Raw genomic sequence first — 19,039 nt, forward strand, 5'->3', positions numbered from 1 at the left:
TTGTCATAGGTTGTCAATTAACAACTTTTAAAGCTCAAATCGAGCCTTAACTCATCTTATCCCATATCTTGCTTAGACGCTTCGGCGATACCGCCATGCGGGTTTTCATCGGCTGCGCAAATAGCTGAATGCGATATTCCTCAACCATCCAGCGATACTCGCTGATGGCTTTATCGTTGGCACGGTTTGCTAGCCGCTCCATGTGCACATCAAGGGCATAGACACCTTCAAGGTCAGATTCAATATTATGCTCAAGGCGTTCGATACGAATCTCCAGCGCCTCCAGATAGCGTGGATACTGCTGCCAATGGCTATAATCCATGCGATAAACAAAGTCAGCCAATTGCAAGTCCTCTAGCTGATCTTCGATATCGTCGATAGACTCGCCAAATATTTCTCTATCAAGCATGAGTAAACTCTGACGGATACGCTGCCAACGGGTGTAGACATTTTTAAGCGTTTTTATCACGTTTTGACCGGTTAATAGGAAGTGGCCCGCCACTACTTCCAAGGTTTTTTCATACTCTTCTGGCGTGAAAGGCAATTCTTCAGCAAGGGCTATGGCAGTATCATCAGCACTTTCAGGTAAATCAGCACTATGATCAAATAACACATAATGCTCTTCAAGCGCCGCATCCAATGCCGCATCGATAACGATGGTTTTTAGCTTCTCCATATCCCCAAGTGGCGCAAAGGCCAATTTGAATATCTTATCGATTTGACTGGTCAGCTGTTTTTTCTTAGCGCCAAGCTTACCTTTAATTAAAGTTAAAACCCCGATACGGTGCGCCTGCAACGCCGCATTGACATCGGTATATTGATGAATCGATACCGCTTCACCTGACGCGTCTGCGACCAAGGCAGCAAACTGCTTCATCACCACGCCTGCACTATGATGGTTTTTGCTAAAGGCAAAATGCTCAGGGAATTCGGTGTGTGTGCCTTGCTGCTCATTCACCGCTTGGCGGGTTTCACTAGCATGGCGAATTTGCAGCGTTTGCAGGTCACGACCTTTTTCGATAATGCGGTTTTTGTCATCAACAACGCAGATTTGCGGCTGCAAATAGCGATCAATACTAGCAGGGTTAAAGCTATCTGGTGTCACCGACATAATACCGCGACGATTTAGGGCTTGGCAAAGCTGCTTAAGCAGTCCTTGACCACCAGCGGGCTGCAATTCACCAAACAAGCTATCGGCGGTGTCAGGAATCGGTACAATTTGACGGCGAATGTCTTTCGGCAATGACTTGAGCAATTGTAATACCAGCTCATAGCGCCAACCGGGCACGCCCCACAATAGCTCAATCGCATCGAGCTGTGGTAGCGCCACCAGTGGCACACGAATGGTCACGCCATCATCATCACTTGACGGATCAAAGACATAGCGTAGCGGTAATTTTAAATCACCCAATTTCCACACTTCTGGGAAATCGCCTGTGGTTGGCGCTTGGCTATTAAGCACGTCATCATCGGTAAAGAATAGATGATTCGCATCATTTTTCTCTACTTCGGCACGCCAATCCTCAAACGCTTTGCGGCTGGCAATATGTTCGGGGATTTTTTTATCATAAAACTGATACAGCGCTTCTTCATCAACCAATAAATCACGGCGACGCAATTTGTCTTCAATGCGTTCAATATCAGCGATTTTATCCATATTATGCTGTAAAAATGGCGCTTGCCGACCTAAATTACCAGTCACCAAACCATCACGGATAAAGATTTCCCGCGACTCAGCTAAGTTGACTTGCTCATAGTTGGTCAGCTGTTTACTGATAATAATCAGACCAAATAAACTAATCTGCGCATAGGCTTTAACGCGCCCCGTCTTCTTCGACCAATGCGGCTCAAAGTAGTGATATTTTAATAAGTCACCTGCCGCCGAGATAATCCATTCCGGCTCAATTTTGGCAACGGTGCGCATAAACACTTGCGAGGTTTCAACCACTTCAAAAGCCATGACCCAAGGCGGTACTTGTTTAAACACCGTACTGGCTGGGAAGATTTTAGCTTTTTGCTGGCGCGCAGCAAGATACTCACCACGATTTTCGGTCTTATGCGCAATCGTAGACAATAATCCTGTTAGTAATGCGCGATGTAAATTGGCATATTTAACGGCTTTGAGTTCTTCATCTTCAATCGCAGTAGGATCGCTCGTAACGTTCTCTAACGAAGCCTTTTTATTACTACCTTTATCAGCAGTTTTTGCATCCTTAACATCCGTCAGCTTAAGCTCGGTCACCATTTGTACCAGCTGGCGATGGGTTTGGTTCCATTCACGGACACGCGGGAAGCTCAGATAGTTTTTCTTGGTAAAATTCTTACGCTGATTACCAGACAGCTTATTGCCGTCTTCATCTTTTTCAAACAGTGCTTTCCACAGACTTAAATAGAATAAAAAGTCGGAATCATCTTGACGAAACTCCGCATGCTTTTGATCGGCTTGCTGACGTTTATTGGCTGGACGTTCACGCGGATCTTGTACGGCAAGCGCTGCCACAACGATAAGCATTTCTCGAATACAATCAAAGTCAGAACCAGCAACCAGCATACGCGCCAGCCTTGGATCGATCGGCATACGTGCCATCTTTTGACCAGTAGATGTCAGACGTAGATGATCGAGACCTTTTTTTGGTTTTGGCTTGTTGGTTTGCTTAGTAGAAGTTGCTTGATCTTTAGACGTAATCGCCCCTAACTCATCGAGCAATTTATGACCATCAGTGACCAAGCGGCTATCAGGTGGCTCAATAAAGGCAAAATCATCCACACTACCTAAGCGCAGGTTTGCCATCTGTAAAATAACAGATGCCAAGTTAGTGCGTAAAATTTCAGGTTCCGTAAATTCAGGACGACCTGTGAAATCTTCTTCACTATACAGACGAATACAAACACCTGGCGCGACCCGACCACAACGGCCTTTACGCTGATTGGCAGCGGCTTGCGAGATGGCTTCAATCGGTAGACGCTGTACGCGTGAGCGATAAGAATAACGCGAAATCCGTGCAAAGCCTAAGTCAATGACATAGCGAATGCCGGGTACAGTCAATGCAGTCTCAGCAACGTTGGTGGCAATAACGATACGCCGACCGCGACCTGAGGGTTGAAAAATACGCTGCTGCTCTTCATAAGTCTGCCGTGCAAATAGTGGCAGTACTTCGGTATGCTTGGGTCCATGACGTTCAAGCACGTCTTGGAGCTCACGAATCTCTGCTTCAGTGGCGGCAAATATTAAGATATCCGCTTGGTCAGCATGACCTTTATTTTGTGCATCGCTAAAGCATTCTTCAACTGCGGCAACCACCGCACGCGGTAGATTCTCTTCAAAGTCGTCGTAGCTGTCATCATCCGAGCTATTCACCGGCTCATCAGTGAGCGGACGATAACGAACTTCTACTGGAAAACTACGGCCTTCAACATTAAAAATCGGCGCAGGGACGTTACGCTTGAGCTTATTATCATAACGGCTAAAGTATTCGCTAAAGCGTTTGGTATCAAGCGTCGCTGAGGTAATAATGACTTTTAAATCGGGGCGTTTGGGCAGTAGTTTTTTTAGATAACCCATAATAAAATCAATGTTTAAGCTACGCTCATGCGCTTCATCAATAATGATGGTGTCGTATTTACTTAAAAATCGATCATGACCCAATTCAGCCAATAAGATACCATCGGTCATGAGCTTAACAACTGATTGCGCTGACCCTTGCTCATTAAAACGAATTTTAAAACTGACAGTATTGCCAAGCTGCTCGCCCAATTCTTCAGCGATACGGTTTGCCACACTTCTAGCCGCTAGTCGCCTTGGCTGGGTATGCCCTATCTGTCCAGTAATACCGCGCCCTGCCAGCATTGCCAATTTCGGCAATTGGGTAGTCTTACCAGAGCCCGTCTCGCCTGCGACAATAATCACTTGGTTATCAATAATAGCTTGGATTAAATCGTCAGCACGTTGGCTTACAGGCAAATCAAGATTCAGCTTTTCAGCCAATTTGTCTGGAATGCTATCCATACGTGCCTGCACCGCTTGCTGTGAGCGGGTTTTTATCTTGTCATATTGGGCACGTTTTTTAGCTAGCCCATCTTCTGCTTTATTATCAGAATCCTTTTTATCTCTCTTATTGTTAGCCACAGCAGCCCGCGCCAGCTCACCCTCTAAGCGGCTAAGAAAATAGCTATCTTTTGCCAGCACGGGTAAATCAGCAGCAACCTTAGCTTGCGAAGACGTACTATCACTGTTTGCCGTGATATTTGAGTCATCATTATCTAAGTTTGCAACTTTACTTGATTCATTACTTGACTGATTGGAGCTAAAGGCACTGGTGTTTCGTTCATTGGAGCTTAGTTCATTGGCGGTGTTTTCAGTAGGCATTTCTGAGACATTCTTAGAAGTATTGGGCATATTTACTTAGGCTATTTATTATTTGGAAGTGGTTAGATTATGGGGGTAATTTGGGCATGATTCAAGATGGTTATAGTGCTTGGTTGACACATTGAAATCTTTTATCAGTTTTGAGAGCCCTAGCTTTGATGGCATTGATAATGTAATAGCTCTTTTCATGCCCACGGTTAAGCCATCAAGCACGCCCTAAAACTAATAAAAACGGCCAAAAGAGTAAAATTAAGCGTTACTGGTATAAATGAGCTGTCGATTAGTCGCAGCTCCCGTAAAGAAGGTATGGAGCTTTTGCAATGGCACCATAGGAAAAGGCAGGTGCAACGAAAGTATTAATCTCTCAAACGCGACCACCTCATCAGCTAATGACTTAGCGACGTCAGGCTGAATCTGCGGATTTTCATAAAGATTATCAATTAACCACGTCAATTGCGGAAAATTGGCATTATTATGAACCTGATAAAGCGTGGTCAATAACTCATCAGGTATCTGGCAACGCGTTTTGCGAATGATGCCGTTTTTAAAATACATATTTAAAGCCATATTATGCTAATTTCCCTAAATTCTTGATACTCAGATAACCAACGTACTCTTTATCATCAGCATTCACAAGCTCATGACTATCATTAGCCATAGGCTCAATTAACAGCTGAACGTTTGAAATAAGGTTATTGACGTTATAAATATCATCGATATCTACTTCAAACTTATCATCAATATGCGAGGCTGCGTTAAAAGTGGAGTCTTTATCTTTATAGGTGAACTGTTTGTAGAATTGACTTTGTTTGGCTTGTTTAATGGCATCCGCTTGAGTAGCAGCAACGATAAGTAGCTTGTGATGAAACTCCTCAAAACTGCCCTGCTGATAACCACCTAAGTTGATAAAGAATAGCTTTAAATCGTTGGCACTCTCTAATTGGCTGCTTGATTCGACCAATTTAATCGCATAATTATCGACTTTGCTAATCGCTCGGTACGAATCAATATGCCATTTATTTCTGACTTCAGGCCAATGCTGATTGATATCGTCTATCAACTCGCTGACTTCATTGGCCACGCCAAAAAATATATCGTGCTGCTCAATCAAACGACCTTTAGGGCGACCACCAAGTTGCACCATAAACAGTGTTAGCATGTTATGTAGTCCTTATTAGGTATATAAAACTTATGGTTAGAGCATATCCTCACTTTAAAACGATAGCACGCTCTAGTTATATAGTCATTGCAAATAAAAAGAAATAAAAAAACCCAATGTTTAAGCGCTTAAACATCGGGTTTTAGGAGTTATGATGAACTTGATTGCGAGGTTATATTAAGAAGAAATAAGCCCACAGTCCGACGACAAAGGTAGCAATGATATTAAGGATAACACCCACACGTATCATCTCTGTTTGCTTAATCAGACCCGTACCAAAGACAATGGCGTTTGGCGGAGTCGCAACAGGGAGCATAAAGGCACAAGAAGCACCGATACCGATAATCATTACTAGTACTGCAGGTGGCAAACCCATTTGCTCAGCAATAGCAGCAAAGACAGGCACTAACAAGGCCGCAGATGCGGTATTAGAGGCAAACTCTGTTAAGAAGATAATAAATGCCGAGACTGCAAGTACGACTACGATAAGCGGTGCAGCTGATAGTCCATTGGCAACGGTTTGACCAAGAACCAAAGATGCTCCTGAGACTTTTAGAACGGTTGAAAGTGCAATACCACCACCGAACAACATGAGTACGCCCCAGTCAGTATTGTCAGACACTTGCTTCCATGACACTAAACCCAAGCTAACCACTGCTGATGCCGCTAATAGAGCGACAATGGAGTCAATATCCTCGACATTCAATGCTGCACCGATTTGTTTAGAGAATATCCAGCTCAATGCGGTAACGATAAAGACAGTAATCGTCAGCACACGTGGCTTATTCCATGCAATAGGCTCATCTTCGTTCAGTGTTACCTGACGATTAAGATTGGGCTTGAGAAATAAATACATTGCACCAAGCAATAATGGCAACAGCACTAACATCATTGGAATACCAAACTTCATCCAGTCCACAAAGGCAATGTTGAGCGCCTTTGCCGCGATAGCGTTTGGCGGTGAACCAACAATCGTACCCAAACCACCAAGGCTGGCAGAATAAGCAATACCTAATAGTACGAATACAAAGGTACCACGGTCTTTTTCGCGATCAACCTGCGTTAAAATACCCAGTGCTAATGGCAGCATCATCGCTGCAGTAGCCGTGTTCGATATCCACATCGATAAAAACGCTGTCACCCCAAATATTAAGAATACCGCGTTTCTCAGATTGCCGCCTGACATTGATAGAATCTTGAGCGCAATCTTTCTATCTAACTGCTGTACGTGCAACGCTGCCGCTAACGCAAAACCACCAAAGAACAAATAAATGATTGGGTTGGCAAAGCTCTGTAAACCGATTGCAGCATCGAAGTCAGGCAAACCAATAAGTGCCCCTATGACAACGACCAATATCGCTGTAATGGTCACATGCACCGCTTCCGTCAACCATAACACGCCGATAAAGAACAACATCGCAAGGCCTTTATTGGCATTGATATCGTACGGCAACACATTATAAATAATCATACTGATAACCGCCGCAATGGCGACCACTATCAGTCCTTTACCGGTACCTTTTGGAAAGGTATCGGTAAATAAGTACTCGTTGCCATCATCCGGAAGATGGCTATCTAGTTTTTGCTCTGACATAAAATGTCCTTATTTTCCCAAAGACGGTGTAAAAAGACGCTAAAATAAAGATGCATTTTAGCGATTTGCCATTCATTCATCGGCAACCACTAAAAAGACGCCGACATCATAACAGATATATAACAAAAAACTGATGTAACAAAGCGGTTATTAAATTTGCAATAGATATGGTCATATCAAAGCTAAAAAATTGACTTCAATGCATTGTGATTTTTAATAAACTAAAATGAATGCACCTTAAACAATACGTTGCCAAGATAAATTTTTCTGTTAGCTGAAGTCCTTTTAAACCCTTATAGTTAATTAGCCTTATCAAGCATTAACCCGTGTGAGGTGCCGTTACACATCGTCACTAAACAAGCGTACACTGTATATGTACAAGCACATGCTGCTATCCCATACTAAATAAGTCGCTATAAAACCAAACACCAATAAACGTTACTTATTAAATTCTTATAACGTTTTTTATTGGAAGTTGATAAAAATAATTAGGAGTACTTTATGACAGACTCAAATAAAACCGACTCGACCACTAAAATGGCACCAAAAGACATCAACCAAGATGGCTTAGCCAAAAAAGACCAACAGCGCACTGATGACTCTGCACTGGATATGATGCAAGGTTTGCATGAACATGAAAGTCACGAAGAAGACGAGAAATAATTTATCTTTAAGCTTATTTAAGTAATAACATTAAAATAAAAAGCGCCCATCAAGTAGATGGGTGCTTTTTGCGTCTCGGCTGTCTTTTTTCTGGCAGACGATCTGACACATAGTTATAAATAAATGCCGCGCACAAAACAATAGTGATAGGGACAAATAACGCCCCATAGCCGACTTTGGCATATAAAAATGCCCCGACTGCCCCGCCACCGCTAAAGCTGTACCAAATAATTGCCTGAAAGCCCAGTGTCGGCTTACTGATACGACGACCAGCCAACCAATTGCCGATTGCAGCGCCCATATCAGACGTTAGACCGGTCAAATGCGTGGTGCGAATAACAGCCCCGCTATAAGTGGCGACCATCGCATTCTGCAACCCGCACGCCATTGCCGCCGCCAACTGCCCTAAATAATCATGCTGTTGATATAACCAGTAGCTCATTAATAACAACGCCGCTTCAATATAAAGCGCCGTGCCGTAACGCCGACCTAATTTTAATGACCGTTGACCAATCACATAGCCGCTCAATACCGCCCCTGCCAAAAAAGACAGCAGTAGCGCACCGATATATAAAATACTGCGGCCGTCTAAATGGGCAATCGCGGCTGAAAATAAGCTAACGTTACCCGTCACATGCGAGACAGATAAATTAGTAAAGCCCATTAATGCGGCTGTATTGACGCAGCCTGCACTGAATGCCAGCACAGCGCCGCCCCACAATATCCATCCTGGTAATTTGGTTATCATATTCGTCGCTTTATGGCTTATTACCAAAAAGCCCCTATTATAACCAAAAAAGACAGCCAATTGGCTGCCTTCCTTAAGTCTTAACTCATATTACCCTTAATTAAAACAATTATTTTGTCTCATCAAGCATCATTAATTGCTCACTGATGGCAACGGTATTAAAACCTGCGTCCACAAACATAATCTCACCGGTGATACCAGATGCCCAAGGTGATAACAAGAAAAGCGCCGCATTACCGACTTCAGTCTGAGTAATATTACGCTGTAGCGGAGCGATTTTTTCACTGATATCAAGCATTTTACGGAACGATTTGATGCCGCTTGCCGCAAGGGTACGGATAGGGCCAGCAGAAATGGCGTTCACACGGATACCTTCACCGCCCATCGAAGTGGCAAGGTAGCGAACGCTGGCCTCTAAACTGGCCTTTGCCATGCCCATAACGTTGTAATTTGGCAATACTGAAATACTACCTTCATAAGTCAAGGTCAGCATAGAACCATGGCGCATGGCCAACAAAGCACGCGCTTCTTTGGCCAATGCTACAAAGCTATAGCTTGAGATATCATGGGCAATTTGGCTGCCTTCACGAGTGGTGGCATTGACAAAATCACCATCCAATTGATCCATCGGTGCAAAGCCAATCGCGTGTACCACGCCATCAATACCATCGCCCCAATGCGCGGTCACTTGCTCAAAACATGCCGCAATCGACTCATCCGATGCCACATCACACTCAAGTACCAAGTCAGCTTCAAAGGCTTCTGCGGCCATATCGACCCGTTTTTTAATTTTATCGTTTGGATAAGTGAGAATTAACGACGCGCCTTCACGATGTAGGGCTTCAGCGATTGCCCAAGCGATAGAAAGCTTGCTTGCGATGCCAGTGACGACAAAGCGTTGTCCTTGTAGTAGCATAATATTTCCCTGTAAATCGATTGAAATGATAGATTATTTTTAATAGCTCGCTCACAAATAGCGAGTAAAAGCACAAGTTAAAAGATGACTTATTATACACGAATTAATTTAAGTAAACACTCGTATACTTTATTTACTTACACTGTATGAACACCCTTCTCTTTTAATAGTACCATCTAATATGGATAAAACGATTATCTACTGACCACAGCAGTATGAAGTTGAGTGGATTTCAAGTATAATCACAGCCCTCCCAGCTTGCACAATTTTTATAAAAATCCGTTACAACCGTTGTTTGTAACCAAGGATTTAGCGTTAAGCTACACCCACATTTTGGATGGCTGCCAAACTTATGAGCAATACCCCAACACTAGCATCAGATTTTCAAGAAAGTGTCGAATCTTATCGTCAGCTAATCACCTCAACTGGCGAAAACTTAGAGCGTCCCGGCTTGCAAGACACCCCAACGCGTGCAGCAAAAGCGTTTGCGCATTTGACTAAGGGTTATCATCAAAGCTTGGATGAAGTCGTCAATGGCGCGGTATTCCCATCGACCAATCGTGAATTGGTCTTGGTGCAAAACATTGAATTTTATTCATTATGTGAGCATCATATGTTGCCGTTTCATGGCGTCGCGCACATCGGCTACTTGCCGAATGGTCACGTATTAGGGCTGTCAAAATTCGCTCGTATCGTCGATATGTTTGCCCGTCGTTTGCAAATTCAAGAGAATTTAAGCGAACAAGTGGCACAAACGATTATGGATGTGACGGGTTGCCGCGGTGTGGCAGTAGTCATGGATGCAGCGCACATGTGCATGATGATGCGCGGCGTGAATAAACAGCATTCAACCACGCGCAGTACAGCGATGCTGGGCGAATACGTATACGACAATCAAGCACGTAATGAATTTTTAGATGCGGTGCCAAAGCGGAAACCTGCTTTTTAAATATCAATCAAGATAAAAACCAGCAACAGAAATAAAAGTCAAAAAAAAGAGCATATTGCCATATTAGCAATATGCTCTTTTTTATTTATAAAGGTTGTTAATTAGAGATTGTTAATGAGAGCTATTAAGCCACCTTATCATTTTTTGAGTCACTTTTTGAGTCACGACTTGCGTGCTCATCACTGGCTTGCTGAATCTTAGTTAAAATAGCCTTGATTTCAGCTGCAGACAGATAAGTCGGTACCGCATAAGTATCGCTGACTTCTTTAGCCGCGGCTTTGGCAATGTTATCAAAATCACTGCTTTGCATGCCTTTAACGGTTGGATCGATATTTAAGGTAGCAATCAATTCGCGTACTTGCGCGATGAGATGATCGGCAATGTCGCTATCGCTCTTGTTAGCTTGACCCGATTTTACCATACCGGTTTTACGAGCCAACTCTGCCAGTCTTTTCTTGCTGCCTTTACGATTGACGTCAAGCACATACGGCAGCACGATGGCATTGGCGCGACCATGAGGAATACTATAATGCGCTCCTAACTGGTGAGCGATGGCATGGACGTAGCCAAGACCAGCTTTATTAAAGGCGATACCGCCGTAATGAGCGGCAATACCCATCTCTTCACGGGCTTTAAGATTGCCGCCATCTTTATAAACTAGGGGTAAGTTTTGCATCACAGATTTAACTGCAGACGCCGCATAGTAGTCGGTCTCGACGCTGGCATTGGCACTCATCCAAGCTTCTAAGGCATGCGTTAAGACATCGATACCTGTATCGGCTGTGATATGCGCCGGCATGCCTTTCATAATAACTGGATCAATAGCCGCGGCTAATGGCACCATTCTTGGGTCGATAGATAAGGCTTTTTGATGAGTTTTATCATCTGATACTACCGCACCCAAAGTAGCTTCTGAGCCCGTGCCAGCGGTGGTCGGAATACAATAAAGCGGAACCGAAGGCTTTCTAGCTTTCAAGATACCGATAAGCTGTTTTGGCTTGCAGTTATTGCCTTGTGACATGGCAATCATTTTAGCAGCATCAATGACCGAACCACCACCAATAGCAATAATTGAGTCGCACTTAGCGTCGACAGACTTACGTAGTCCTTCTTCGACGACTTTAAAAGTAGGATCTGGAGTAATGCCATCGTAGACTTTATAGCTGATGTTTTTGCTATCTAGGTAGTCAGTGACTTTCGCAGGAATACCAAGCTTGTTTAATACCGCGTCAGTAACGATAAAAACGTTGGTATTGCCTTCATTGATGAGCATGTCGCACAGATCCTCACAAGAGGTCTCACCGACGAATAACATAGGTCTTCTGATAGGTACAACGTACGCAAAGGCTTTTAGCACTTTAGCACGCGTCTTGGCAACCGCCAAATAACCGGCGTGTTGTAAGCCCGTACTGTTTACCAATTTAGAAATAGTATTTTGTTTTTTCATGGGTATAAAAATCCTTTTTAATGATGCTAATACTAGCAATAGCGACAACTTAAAGCAGTGATTCATCACCGCTGTCAAAATAAGAATACTTTTAAAATAAAAGTGCTGTGTCAGTGCCTAGCTACTCTAAACTACTGTTTAAACTTATTGTACCACCGCCATTTTTAGGATGTCATGATTATTATGAACTGCTATGTTCTGGTTATTTAGCGTCGCATCTTTACTTATACAAAGAAAATCAGCTATCAACTTTTTTCTTTACGAAAACTTAAAATAGCCTCAGTAGCGACTTGTTGAATGCGTTGCCAGTCCGCTAAGTTCCACCGTGAATAACTGGCATAGACATCTAGCTGCATAGCAGGTTCTAAGTCAAAATACTGAGTACAAGGAGGACGTATAACCTGTCGATTAGTACACCTTATATAAGTCACTATCGTACCGTTACCATCTCGCTTTATAAAAACATCCTCTGCAAATCTATCTTCACGCCATGGTTTGTTGGTCTTTGGGTCTATACCTGGCGGGGAGTAGACTTCTAAACCATACTGTTTTTCAGGCAATTTTTCATATCGATGTCTAGGGGTAACCTCGTAGGTAGGATTAATCTTACCTTTACCCATGCGATCGATACCTTTGGAACCATAATAGCGATCACCTTAATTGATACCGACTGAGACCCACGGATTTTCTGGTAGCTTTTTTTCTTGATGATATATGTCTGCTAGCTTACCAAAAGGACCATCTAGTAGAGTTTTATCGGTATAGCGAATATCAAAGCCAAGACTATTGATTTTAGATTGATAGGTTCGTTCAGGCTTTTTGCCCACGATCTTCTCTCCCCAACTAGGATCCCCATCATATTCAATCAATTCGACAAATTCTCTAGGTAGATTTACAGAAACGCCACCAAGATCGCCAATGGCATATTTGTCTTGTGTTTCAGCTACGGTTGAATTCTCCGAACAGCCAATAAGTAATAGAGCGCTAGATAAAAGCATCAAGCATAATTTTCTCATGATTTTTACTTATAATAATTGATAGCGTTTATTGTTATAACAAACTCGCCTGCAATAATTGCTGCGCATACGGGTGCTGGGGATTATTAAACACATCTTCGCTACGACCCGACTCAATACACACACCATCTTTTATCACCATCATATGCTGACATAAGGCACGGACTACTTTTAAATCGTGGCTGATAAACACATAGCTGACTTGCAATTTTTCTTGAATCTCACGTAGCAAGCTGACCACAGTGACTTGCGTGGTGCTATCAAGCGCGGACGTCGGCTCATCCAATATCAACAGACTTGGTCGCATAATGAGTGCACGGGCAAGCGCCACGCGCTGACGCTGTCCACCTGATAGCTCATGCGGATAACGCTGCGCAAAATCAGCTGGTAGATGCACAGTCACCAAACTATCCATCACCGCTTGTTGACGTTCTGCTTTATTGACACCTTGTACTAACAGCCCTTCTGCGACGATTTGCATGACCGTCATGCGAGGGTTAATACTGGCAAAGGGATCTTGAAATACCATTTGAATTTGCGAACGGAAGGTGCGTAGCTCACGTTTGGACAATGCTGTAATATCTTGTCCATTGACCATTATCTGACCACTGACACGCGCTTGATTGCTGAGTAATTGGCTTAGCGCAAGGGCAATCGTGGTTTTCCCAGAACCTGACTCACCAACGATACCTAATGCCTGCCCTTTCTGTAGGGTCATATCGACATCTTTTACCGCATCAAACCAGCGTTTGGTACCGCCAAACAAACTTTTTTCAATAGGAAATTGTACTTGTAAATTACTTACCTGCAATACGGTTGGTTGCTCACTGCTCTCAGCGAATAAGCTTAGCGCCTGACCAAAGTCTTGCTTGATAAGTGAGCGGGTATATTCCGCTTTAGGCTGGCTAAATACTGCTGCCGTTTGCCCTTGCTCAATAGTGTGTCCTTGGCGCATGACGATGACGTCATCGCTATAGCGCCTGACCAGATTGAGATCATGGCTGATTAATATCATTGCCATATTATGCTGACGCTTAAGGTTATCTAACAGCTCAAGAATCTCATGTTGCAAGGTTACATCAAGCGCAGTAGTCGGTTCATCAGCGATTAAAATATCAGGTTGCTGCGCCAATGCCATGGCAATCATGACTCGCTGACGTTGACCGCCCGATAATTCATGCGGATAGCGATTTAGCTTATCAGCAGGGTCGTTGATATTGACATCATTTAACAAGGCGATACTTTTTTCGCGCCATTGCTTTTTGGCTACGCCGCTGAGATGCAATGATTCAGCAATTTGTTTGCCGACTGTATGTAGTGGATTAAGCGCCGTCATCGGCTCTTGAAACACCATACCGATACGCTGACCACGAATAGAGCGCAGCGCCGCATTACGCCCTTTTTCATTGGCTATTGGCAGCGCGCTCATGCCTGTGGAGTTTGCTAGCTTTACCTCACCGGTCACGGTCAAACTGTCCGGTAGCAAACCCAATAGCGCAAGACTGGCAATCGACTTACCAGAGCCCGACTCACCAACTATGGCAAGTGTTTGTCCTTGCCGCAGCTCATACGATAGCTTATCGACTAAAGGCACGCCAAGAGTGTTGGCAATACTAAGCTTATCTACTGTCAGCATGAGCTTGCTTTGGGCATTGCTATTATTGTCATTTAAACTATTTTTTTGCTTAGTAGCAGTTGTCATATTAGCGGTTATCATCTTCTCAGTTGTCATATCAGGAGCGCCTCGGATCAAAGGCATCACGTAGCGCTTCGCCAACGAAAATTAGCAATGATAAGATAAAGGTTAAGCTAAAGAATCCAGATAGCGCAAGCCATGGGGCATCAAGGTTGTTTTTCCCTTGTACCATCAGCTCACCGAGCGACGGTGAACCAGGCGGTAAACCATATCCTAAAAAGTCTAACGCTGTTAAAGCAATAATATTAGCCGTTAAAATAAACGGCAGTTGTGACAAGCTTGAAGCTAAGGCGTTGGGTAAGATATGCCTGAGCATGATTTGACTGTCTGACACCCCAAGGTTACGAGCAGCACGGACATAATCAAAGTTACGCGCACGTAAAAACTCCGCCCGTACCAAACCGACCAACCCCATCCAGCCGAATAACAACATCATGGCAAACAGCATAAAGATACTGGGGCTAAATAAGCTCACCAAAATAATAATCATAAACAGCTGCGGCATTCCGCCCCATACTTCCATAAAGCGCTGCCCGGCTAAATCTACCCAGCCACCGTAATAACCTTGTATCGCACCGACGATAATACCAATCAAAGCGCCCGCGAGCGTCAGTGCCAGTCCAAACAATAACGATACCCGCAACCCATAAAGTATCCGTGCCAGCACATCGCGACCTAAGTCATCTGTACCAAGCCAGTTCTGGCTATTCGGCGCGGCTGGGTATGGAATACCTAACTCAACGTTTGGCGTCTGATCGGCAAAGGGAATGGGCGGCATAATATAAAAGCCCTGCTCATCAATCAGCGTTTGCACCGCAGGATCTTTATAGTTGGTTTCGGTCTCAAACACCCCGCCAAAAGTCGTTTCAGGATAGGCTTTTAGTACGGGGAAATAATAATTGTCTTGATACTGCACCAGTAGCGGTTTGTCATTGGCAATGACATTGGCTGCCATACAAATGACGAATATCAGCGCAAAAATAAACAGCGATATGACACCAAGGCGATTATGACGAAAACGGTTTAGGCGCGCTTGCCAGATAGGATTTAGGCGGCGTTTTTTTTCTATAGGAATAGAAGAGACAGTTGAGGGCGTTGAAGATAATGGATGACTTGACATTAGCGCCCCTCAAAATCAATACGAGGATCAATCAAGTGATAACTTAAATCACTGATTAACTGTAATAAAAGTCCTACCAAGGTAAAAATAAACAGCGTACCAAATATCACAGGGTAATCACGCTGCTGAATGGCTTCGAAACCTAACAAGCCCAAACCATCAAGTTTAAAAATAATTTCAATCAAAAAATTACCGGCAAAGAAAATGCCAACGATAGCCGCCGGAATACCGGCGATAATAATCAGCATGGCATTACGAAACACATGTCCATATAGCACTTGACGCTCACCCAAGCCTTTTGCTCGCGCGGTAAGGACATATTGCTTACCAAGCTCCTCTAAAAAGCTAAACTTGGTCAAATAGGTTAAGCCGGCAAAACCGCCAACGGTACTTGCTAGGAGCGGTAGCGCCAGATGCCAAAAGTAATCTTTCACTTTACCAAGCGTGCTTAATTGATCGAAATTCTCAGAGGTTAATCCTTGCAATGGGAAAATATTCCAGTAGCTGCCACCAGCGAAAAACACCAATAGTATGACGGCAAATACAAAAACGGGAATCGCATGGCCGATAGCAAGCAGCATCGCCGTGGCTTTATCAATCCCTGAGCCATGATGCATGGCTTTATAAACACCCAGTGGAATGGCTATCATATAAATCAGCAACGTGCTCCAAAGCCCAAGTGAGATGGAGACGGGCAACTTTTCTATAATGAGGTCGGTTACTGACTGACCTTTAAAAAACGACTCACCAAAATCAAGCTTGGCATAATTTTTTAGCATTAGCCAAAAGCGCTCAGGTGCTGATTTGTCAAAGCCGTATTGCGCATTGATTGCCGCTACCATCTCCTCCGATAGACCGCGTGTACCTTGGTAAGTACTAGTATTACCGGCACTGCCCGCACCAAGATTACCGCCGAGCGCACTGTCCTTTGCGCTTTGCTCGATAAGCGCGAGTTGCTGCTCAACAGGACCGCCCGGCGCTGCTTGTACAATGACAAAGTTCGCCAGTAATATCAAAAATAGCGTCGGTAATATCAGTAATAACCTTTTTAAGATATAACGACCCATAATGGCGGCTTCCTAAAATAAAGAAATATGGCAACTTAGCATTTAGAAGTTATTTTTTAGCTCACGTAACGCAGCAAATATAGTTAAAGACTTATCATCATCGATAGTAACTTTAGACTTTACCCCTGCTATCACACTCGGCTCTTGCGTGCGCAAAAATACATTGATTGCGCGCTCATGTTCTAAAGTAACGGGCAACGTCGGGATACCTTGGGCGGTTTTTTCTTCTGCTTGCGCAAGCGCTTGCTGCATCGCTTCATTAGCCGGTTCAATAGATAAGCCAAAGCGTAAGTTGCTGGCAGTATATTCATGTGCTGGATACAGCAATGTCTCGGCTGGCAAGCCATTTAAGTGCTTAAAGCTGTCATGCAATTGCTCAATCGTACCGGTAAAGACGCGACCACAACCAGCACTAAATAAAGTATCACCGCAAAAACAATGCTTCTGCCCATCTATATCCAAAATATACGCCACGTGGCTTGCGGTATGACCGGACACATCCCATACTTGCGCGGCGCAGCCCCACGCACTTACCGTACTGCCATCTTTAATGGTCTGGTCTTCATCAACGTTGTGTTCTGTATGCGCGACCAGATGGGTCATCGGATAAGACTCTTGTAGCTCTGCGACGCCGCCGATATGGTCATGGTGATGATGCGTGGTCCAAATAGACGTCAGCTCCAGCTCATGCTCCTCTAAATAAGCAATCACTGGCTCAGCTTGACCCGGATCAATGACAATCGCCTGCTTATTATTCTCATTAATTAATGTCCAGATATAATTATCATTAAATGCTTTAATCGGGTGAATACGAATACTCATATGAAGTCCTTAGCAGTGATTATCTTTATTACGAATGTCTTTTAATGAACTACCCACCACCTATAGAGGTAGGGGTTTCTTAGGTAATACCCATACTTGATACGATATTTTGTATCAGCGGTTAAGCAAATTGACTAAGCCAACCCCGTCGTACCGACGGTTTTGATTGTTGCCAACTTCAATCCTTCGTTTAGGATATTGATACTGGCGTTGATGTCTCTATCGTTGGATTGCAAGCAGCTGGGGCAATTCCATGATCTCACCTGTAATGGTAGCTCAGCCTTAGTCAGTAAGTGACCACAGCCTGAGCAGGTCTTAGAAGATGGATACCATCTATCAACCTTGATTAACGCTTTACCGTACCATTCAGCCTTGTAGTTCAGCATGGTGGTGAAGGTTGACCATGAGCTGTCTGATATGGCTTTAGATAACTTTCTATTCTTAACCATGCCTTTGACGTTTAAGTCCTCAATCGCAATCACATCGTGGTTTTTGATGAGATTGAATGAGAGTTTGTGTAGAAAGTCTTTTCGGATATTGGTTATTTTTTCATATACCTTAGCTACTTTAACTTTTTGCTTTTGATAGTTGCGGCTGTCAGACAGCTTGCGTTGATCGGCCTTGGCCACTGCTCTACGCTTGGCCAGTATTTTCTGTTCTCGCGCGAGCTTATGTTGCAGCTTCGATAAAAACTTAGGATTAGCGACTTTGCTGCCATCTGATAGGACGATAAAGTCAGTCAGTCCTAAATCAATGCCGATGTTAGAGTGTGTTTTTGGCAGTGTTGTAGCGATGGTTTCAACCAATAGACTGACATAGTACTTGCCTGATGGGGTTTTGCTGATGGTCGCTGATTTTATTAAGCCATTTACCTTGCTTGGAAATTTAGCGATGATATGACCAATCTTAGGCAGTTTGACAGTGCTATCTGTGATCGCCACTGTGCCCTTTTGGTTATTGGTGGTGTAGCTGTCACGCTGACCTTTTTTTTTGAACTTAGGGAAGCCTAAACCTTTGAAGAATTTACTATAAGCGGCTCTTAGGTTTTGCTGGACGTTAGCCAGTGCCAGGCTATCGACTTCTTTGAGCCACTCAAACTCTTTCTTATATTGAGCAGGAGTATTTTTAAGCTCGGTCTTATGCTCGTTGTAATGATCAATTTTGTCACTAAGCATCCTATTCCAGATAAAGCGTGTGCAGCCGAATGATTTAGCAAAGAATATTTGCTGTTCTTCATTGGGGTACAGCCTGACTTTATGGGCTTTTAGGATTTGCTTGGTCATAAGGAGCTTGTTGTTAATTGGCGTTATAATTATTAATTATAATACCATAGAGAGTAAGGGTAGTTATCAATAACGCATTCATCCCACTACTTTAGAAGTAGGGGAATTCTGCGCTGAAATGTTAAATTTTCAAACCAAATAAAAAGTTCTGAAGCGTCATTGCATTTATTAACTTAAATTATTGCTTTAAACT

16 protein-coding genes are annotated in these 19,039 nt (G+C 43.6%); 2 read left to right on the plus strand and 14 right to left on the minus strand.

Features of this window, described 5'->3' with window-relative positions:
* Window positions 1–46: 46 nt before the first annotated feature.
* The 4 genes from hrpA to QJS82_RS05825 form a co-directional block, all read right to left on the minus strand.
* The gene (gene hrpA, locus QJS82_RS05810; protein WP_281491549.1) at window positions 47–4,396 is read right to left on the minus strand and encodes an ATP-dependent RNA helicase HrpA; all 4,350 of its coding nucleotides are present in this window, start codon (window positions 4,394–4,396) and stop codon (window positions 47–49) included.
* Between the two features lie 219 nt (window positions 4,397–4,615).
* Window positions 4,616–4,921 (minus strand): hypothetical protein, encoded by a 306-nt coding sequence (locus QJS82_RS05815; RefSeq protein WP_281491550.1) that lies wholly within the window; start codon window positions 4,919–4,921, stop codon window positions 4,616–4,618.
* A gap of 13 nt (window positions 4,922–4,934) precedes the next feature.
* Window positions 4,935–5,525 (minus strand): DUF1543 domain-containing protein, encoded by a 591-nt coding sequence (locus QJS82_RS05820; RefSeq protein ID WP_281491551.1) that lies wholly within the window; start codon window positions 5,523–5,525, stop codon window positions 4,935–4,937.
* A 172-nt stretch (window positions 5,526–5,697) separates the two neighbouring features.
* Window positions 5,698–7,119: an SLC13 family permease gene (locus QJS82_RS05825; protein WP_281491552.1), complete on the minus strand. Its 1,422-nt coding sequence runs from the start codon at window positions 7,117–7,119 to the stop codon at window positions 5,698–5,700.
* Window positions 7,120–7,620: 501 nt separating this feature from the next.
* On the opposite strand from QJS82_RS05825, the gene QJS82_RS05830 reads away from it, so the two are divergent.
* The gene (locus tag QJS82_RS05830) at window positions 7,621–7,782 is read left to right on the plus strand and encodes a hypothetical protein (protein ID WP_281491553.1); all 162 of its coding nucleotides are present in this window, start codon (window positions 7,621–7,623) and stop codon (window positions 7,780–7,782) included.
* A 49-nt stretch (window positions 7,783–7,831) separates the two neighbouring features.
* Here the strand turns inward: QJS82_RS05830 and QJS82_RS05835 are convergent, their stop codons facing one another.
* Both QJS82_RS05835 and QJS82_RS05840 read right to left on the minus strand, forming a co-directional pair.
* Complete coding sequence (locus tag QJS82_RS05835; RefSeq protein ID WP_201564990.1) at window positions 7,832–8,530, minus strand: YoaK family protein; 699 nt, start codon at window positions 8,528–8,530, stop codon at window positions 7,832–7,834.
* 109 nt (window positions 8,531–8,639) lie between these two features.
* Window positions 8,640–9,446: an enoyl-ACP reductase FabI gene (locus tag QJS82_RS05840; RefSeq protein ID WP_068405263.1), complete on the minus strand. Its 807-nt coding sequence runs from the start codon at window positions 9,444–9,446 to the stop codon at window positions 8,640–8,642.
* Window positions 9,447–9,798: 352 nt separating this feature from the next.
* Between QJS82_RS05840 and folE the strand changes: the two genes are divergently transcribed.
* Window positions 9,799–10,395, plus strand: a complete 597-nt coding sequence (folE, locus tag QJS82_RS05845) for a GTP cyclohydrolase I FolE (protein WP_281491554.1) — start codon at window positions 9,799–9,801, stop codon at window positions 10,393–10,395.
* A 124-nt stretch (window positions 10,396–10,519) separates the two neighbouring features.
* On the opposite strand, the gene QJS82_RS05850 is transcribed toward folE, so the two are convergent.
* From QJS82_RS05850 to tnpB, 8 genes are all read right to left on the minus strand, one after another.
* Entirely contained in the window at window positions 10,520–11,842 is a 1,323-nt protein-coding gene (locus QJS82_RS05850; RefSeq protein ID WP_281491555.1) for an iron-containing alcohol dehydrogenase, read from the minus strand.
* A gap of 245 nt (window positions 11,843–12,087) precedes the next feature.
* Window positions 12,088–12,462, minus strand: a complete 375-nt coding sequence (locus tag QJS82_RS05855; protein ID WP_281491556.1) for a hypothetical protein — start codon at window positions 12,460–12,462, stop codon at window positions 12,088–12,090.
* Between the two features lie 36 nt (window positions 12,463–12,498).
* Window positions 12,499–12,858: a hypothetical protein gene (locus QJS82_RS05860; protein ID WP_201625481.1), complete on the minus strand. Its 360-nt coding sequence runs from the start codon at window positions 12,856–12,858 to the stop codon at window positions 12,499–12,501.
* Window positions 12,859–12,892: 34 nt separating this feature from the next.
* A complete protein-coding gene (locus QJS82_RS05865; protein WP_281491557.1) occupies window positions 12,893–14,590 on the minus strand; it encodes an ABC transporter ATP-binding protein in 1,698 nt (565 codons plus the stop codon).
* 1 nt (window position 14,591) lies between these two features.
* Window positions 14,592–15,674 (minus strand): ABC transporter permease, encoded by a 1,083-nt coding sequence (locus QJS82_RS05870; RefSeq protein ID WP_281491558.1) that lies wholly within the window; start codon window positions 15,672–15,674, stop codon window positions 14,592–14,594.
* Window positions 15,674–16,741, minus strand: coding sequence for a microcin C ABC transporter permease YejB (gene yejB / locus QJS82_RS05875; protein ID WP_201564987.1), 1,068 nt, complete (start codon window positions 16,739–16,741; stop codon window positions 15,674–15,676). The genes QJS82_RS05870 and yejB overlap by 1 nt, the downstream gene beginning before the upstream one ends.
* 42 nt (window positions 16,742–16,783) lie before the next feature.
* A complete protein-coding gene (gloB, locus tag QJS82_RS05880) occupies window positions 16,784–17,563 on the minus strand; it encodes a hydroxyacylglutathione hydrolase (protein ID WP_281491559.1) in 780 nt (259 codons plus the stop codon).
* 134 nt (window positions 17,564–17,697) lie between these two features.
* Window positions 17,698–18,846 (minus strand): IS200/IS605 family element RNA-guided endonuclease TnpB, encoded by a 1,149-nt coding sequence (gene tnpB, locus QJS82_RS05885; RefSeq protein ID WP_271133349.1) that lies wholly within the window; start codon window positions 18,844–18,846, stop codon window positions 17,698–17,700.
* Window positions 18,847–19,039 lie beyond the last annotated feature (193 nt).

The organism is Psychrobacter maritimus, assembly GCF_029953575.1.
GTDB lineage: Bacteria > Pseudomonadota > Gammaproteobacteria > Pseudomonadales > Moraxellaceae > Psychrobacter > Psychrobacter maritimus.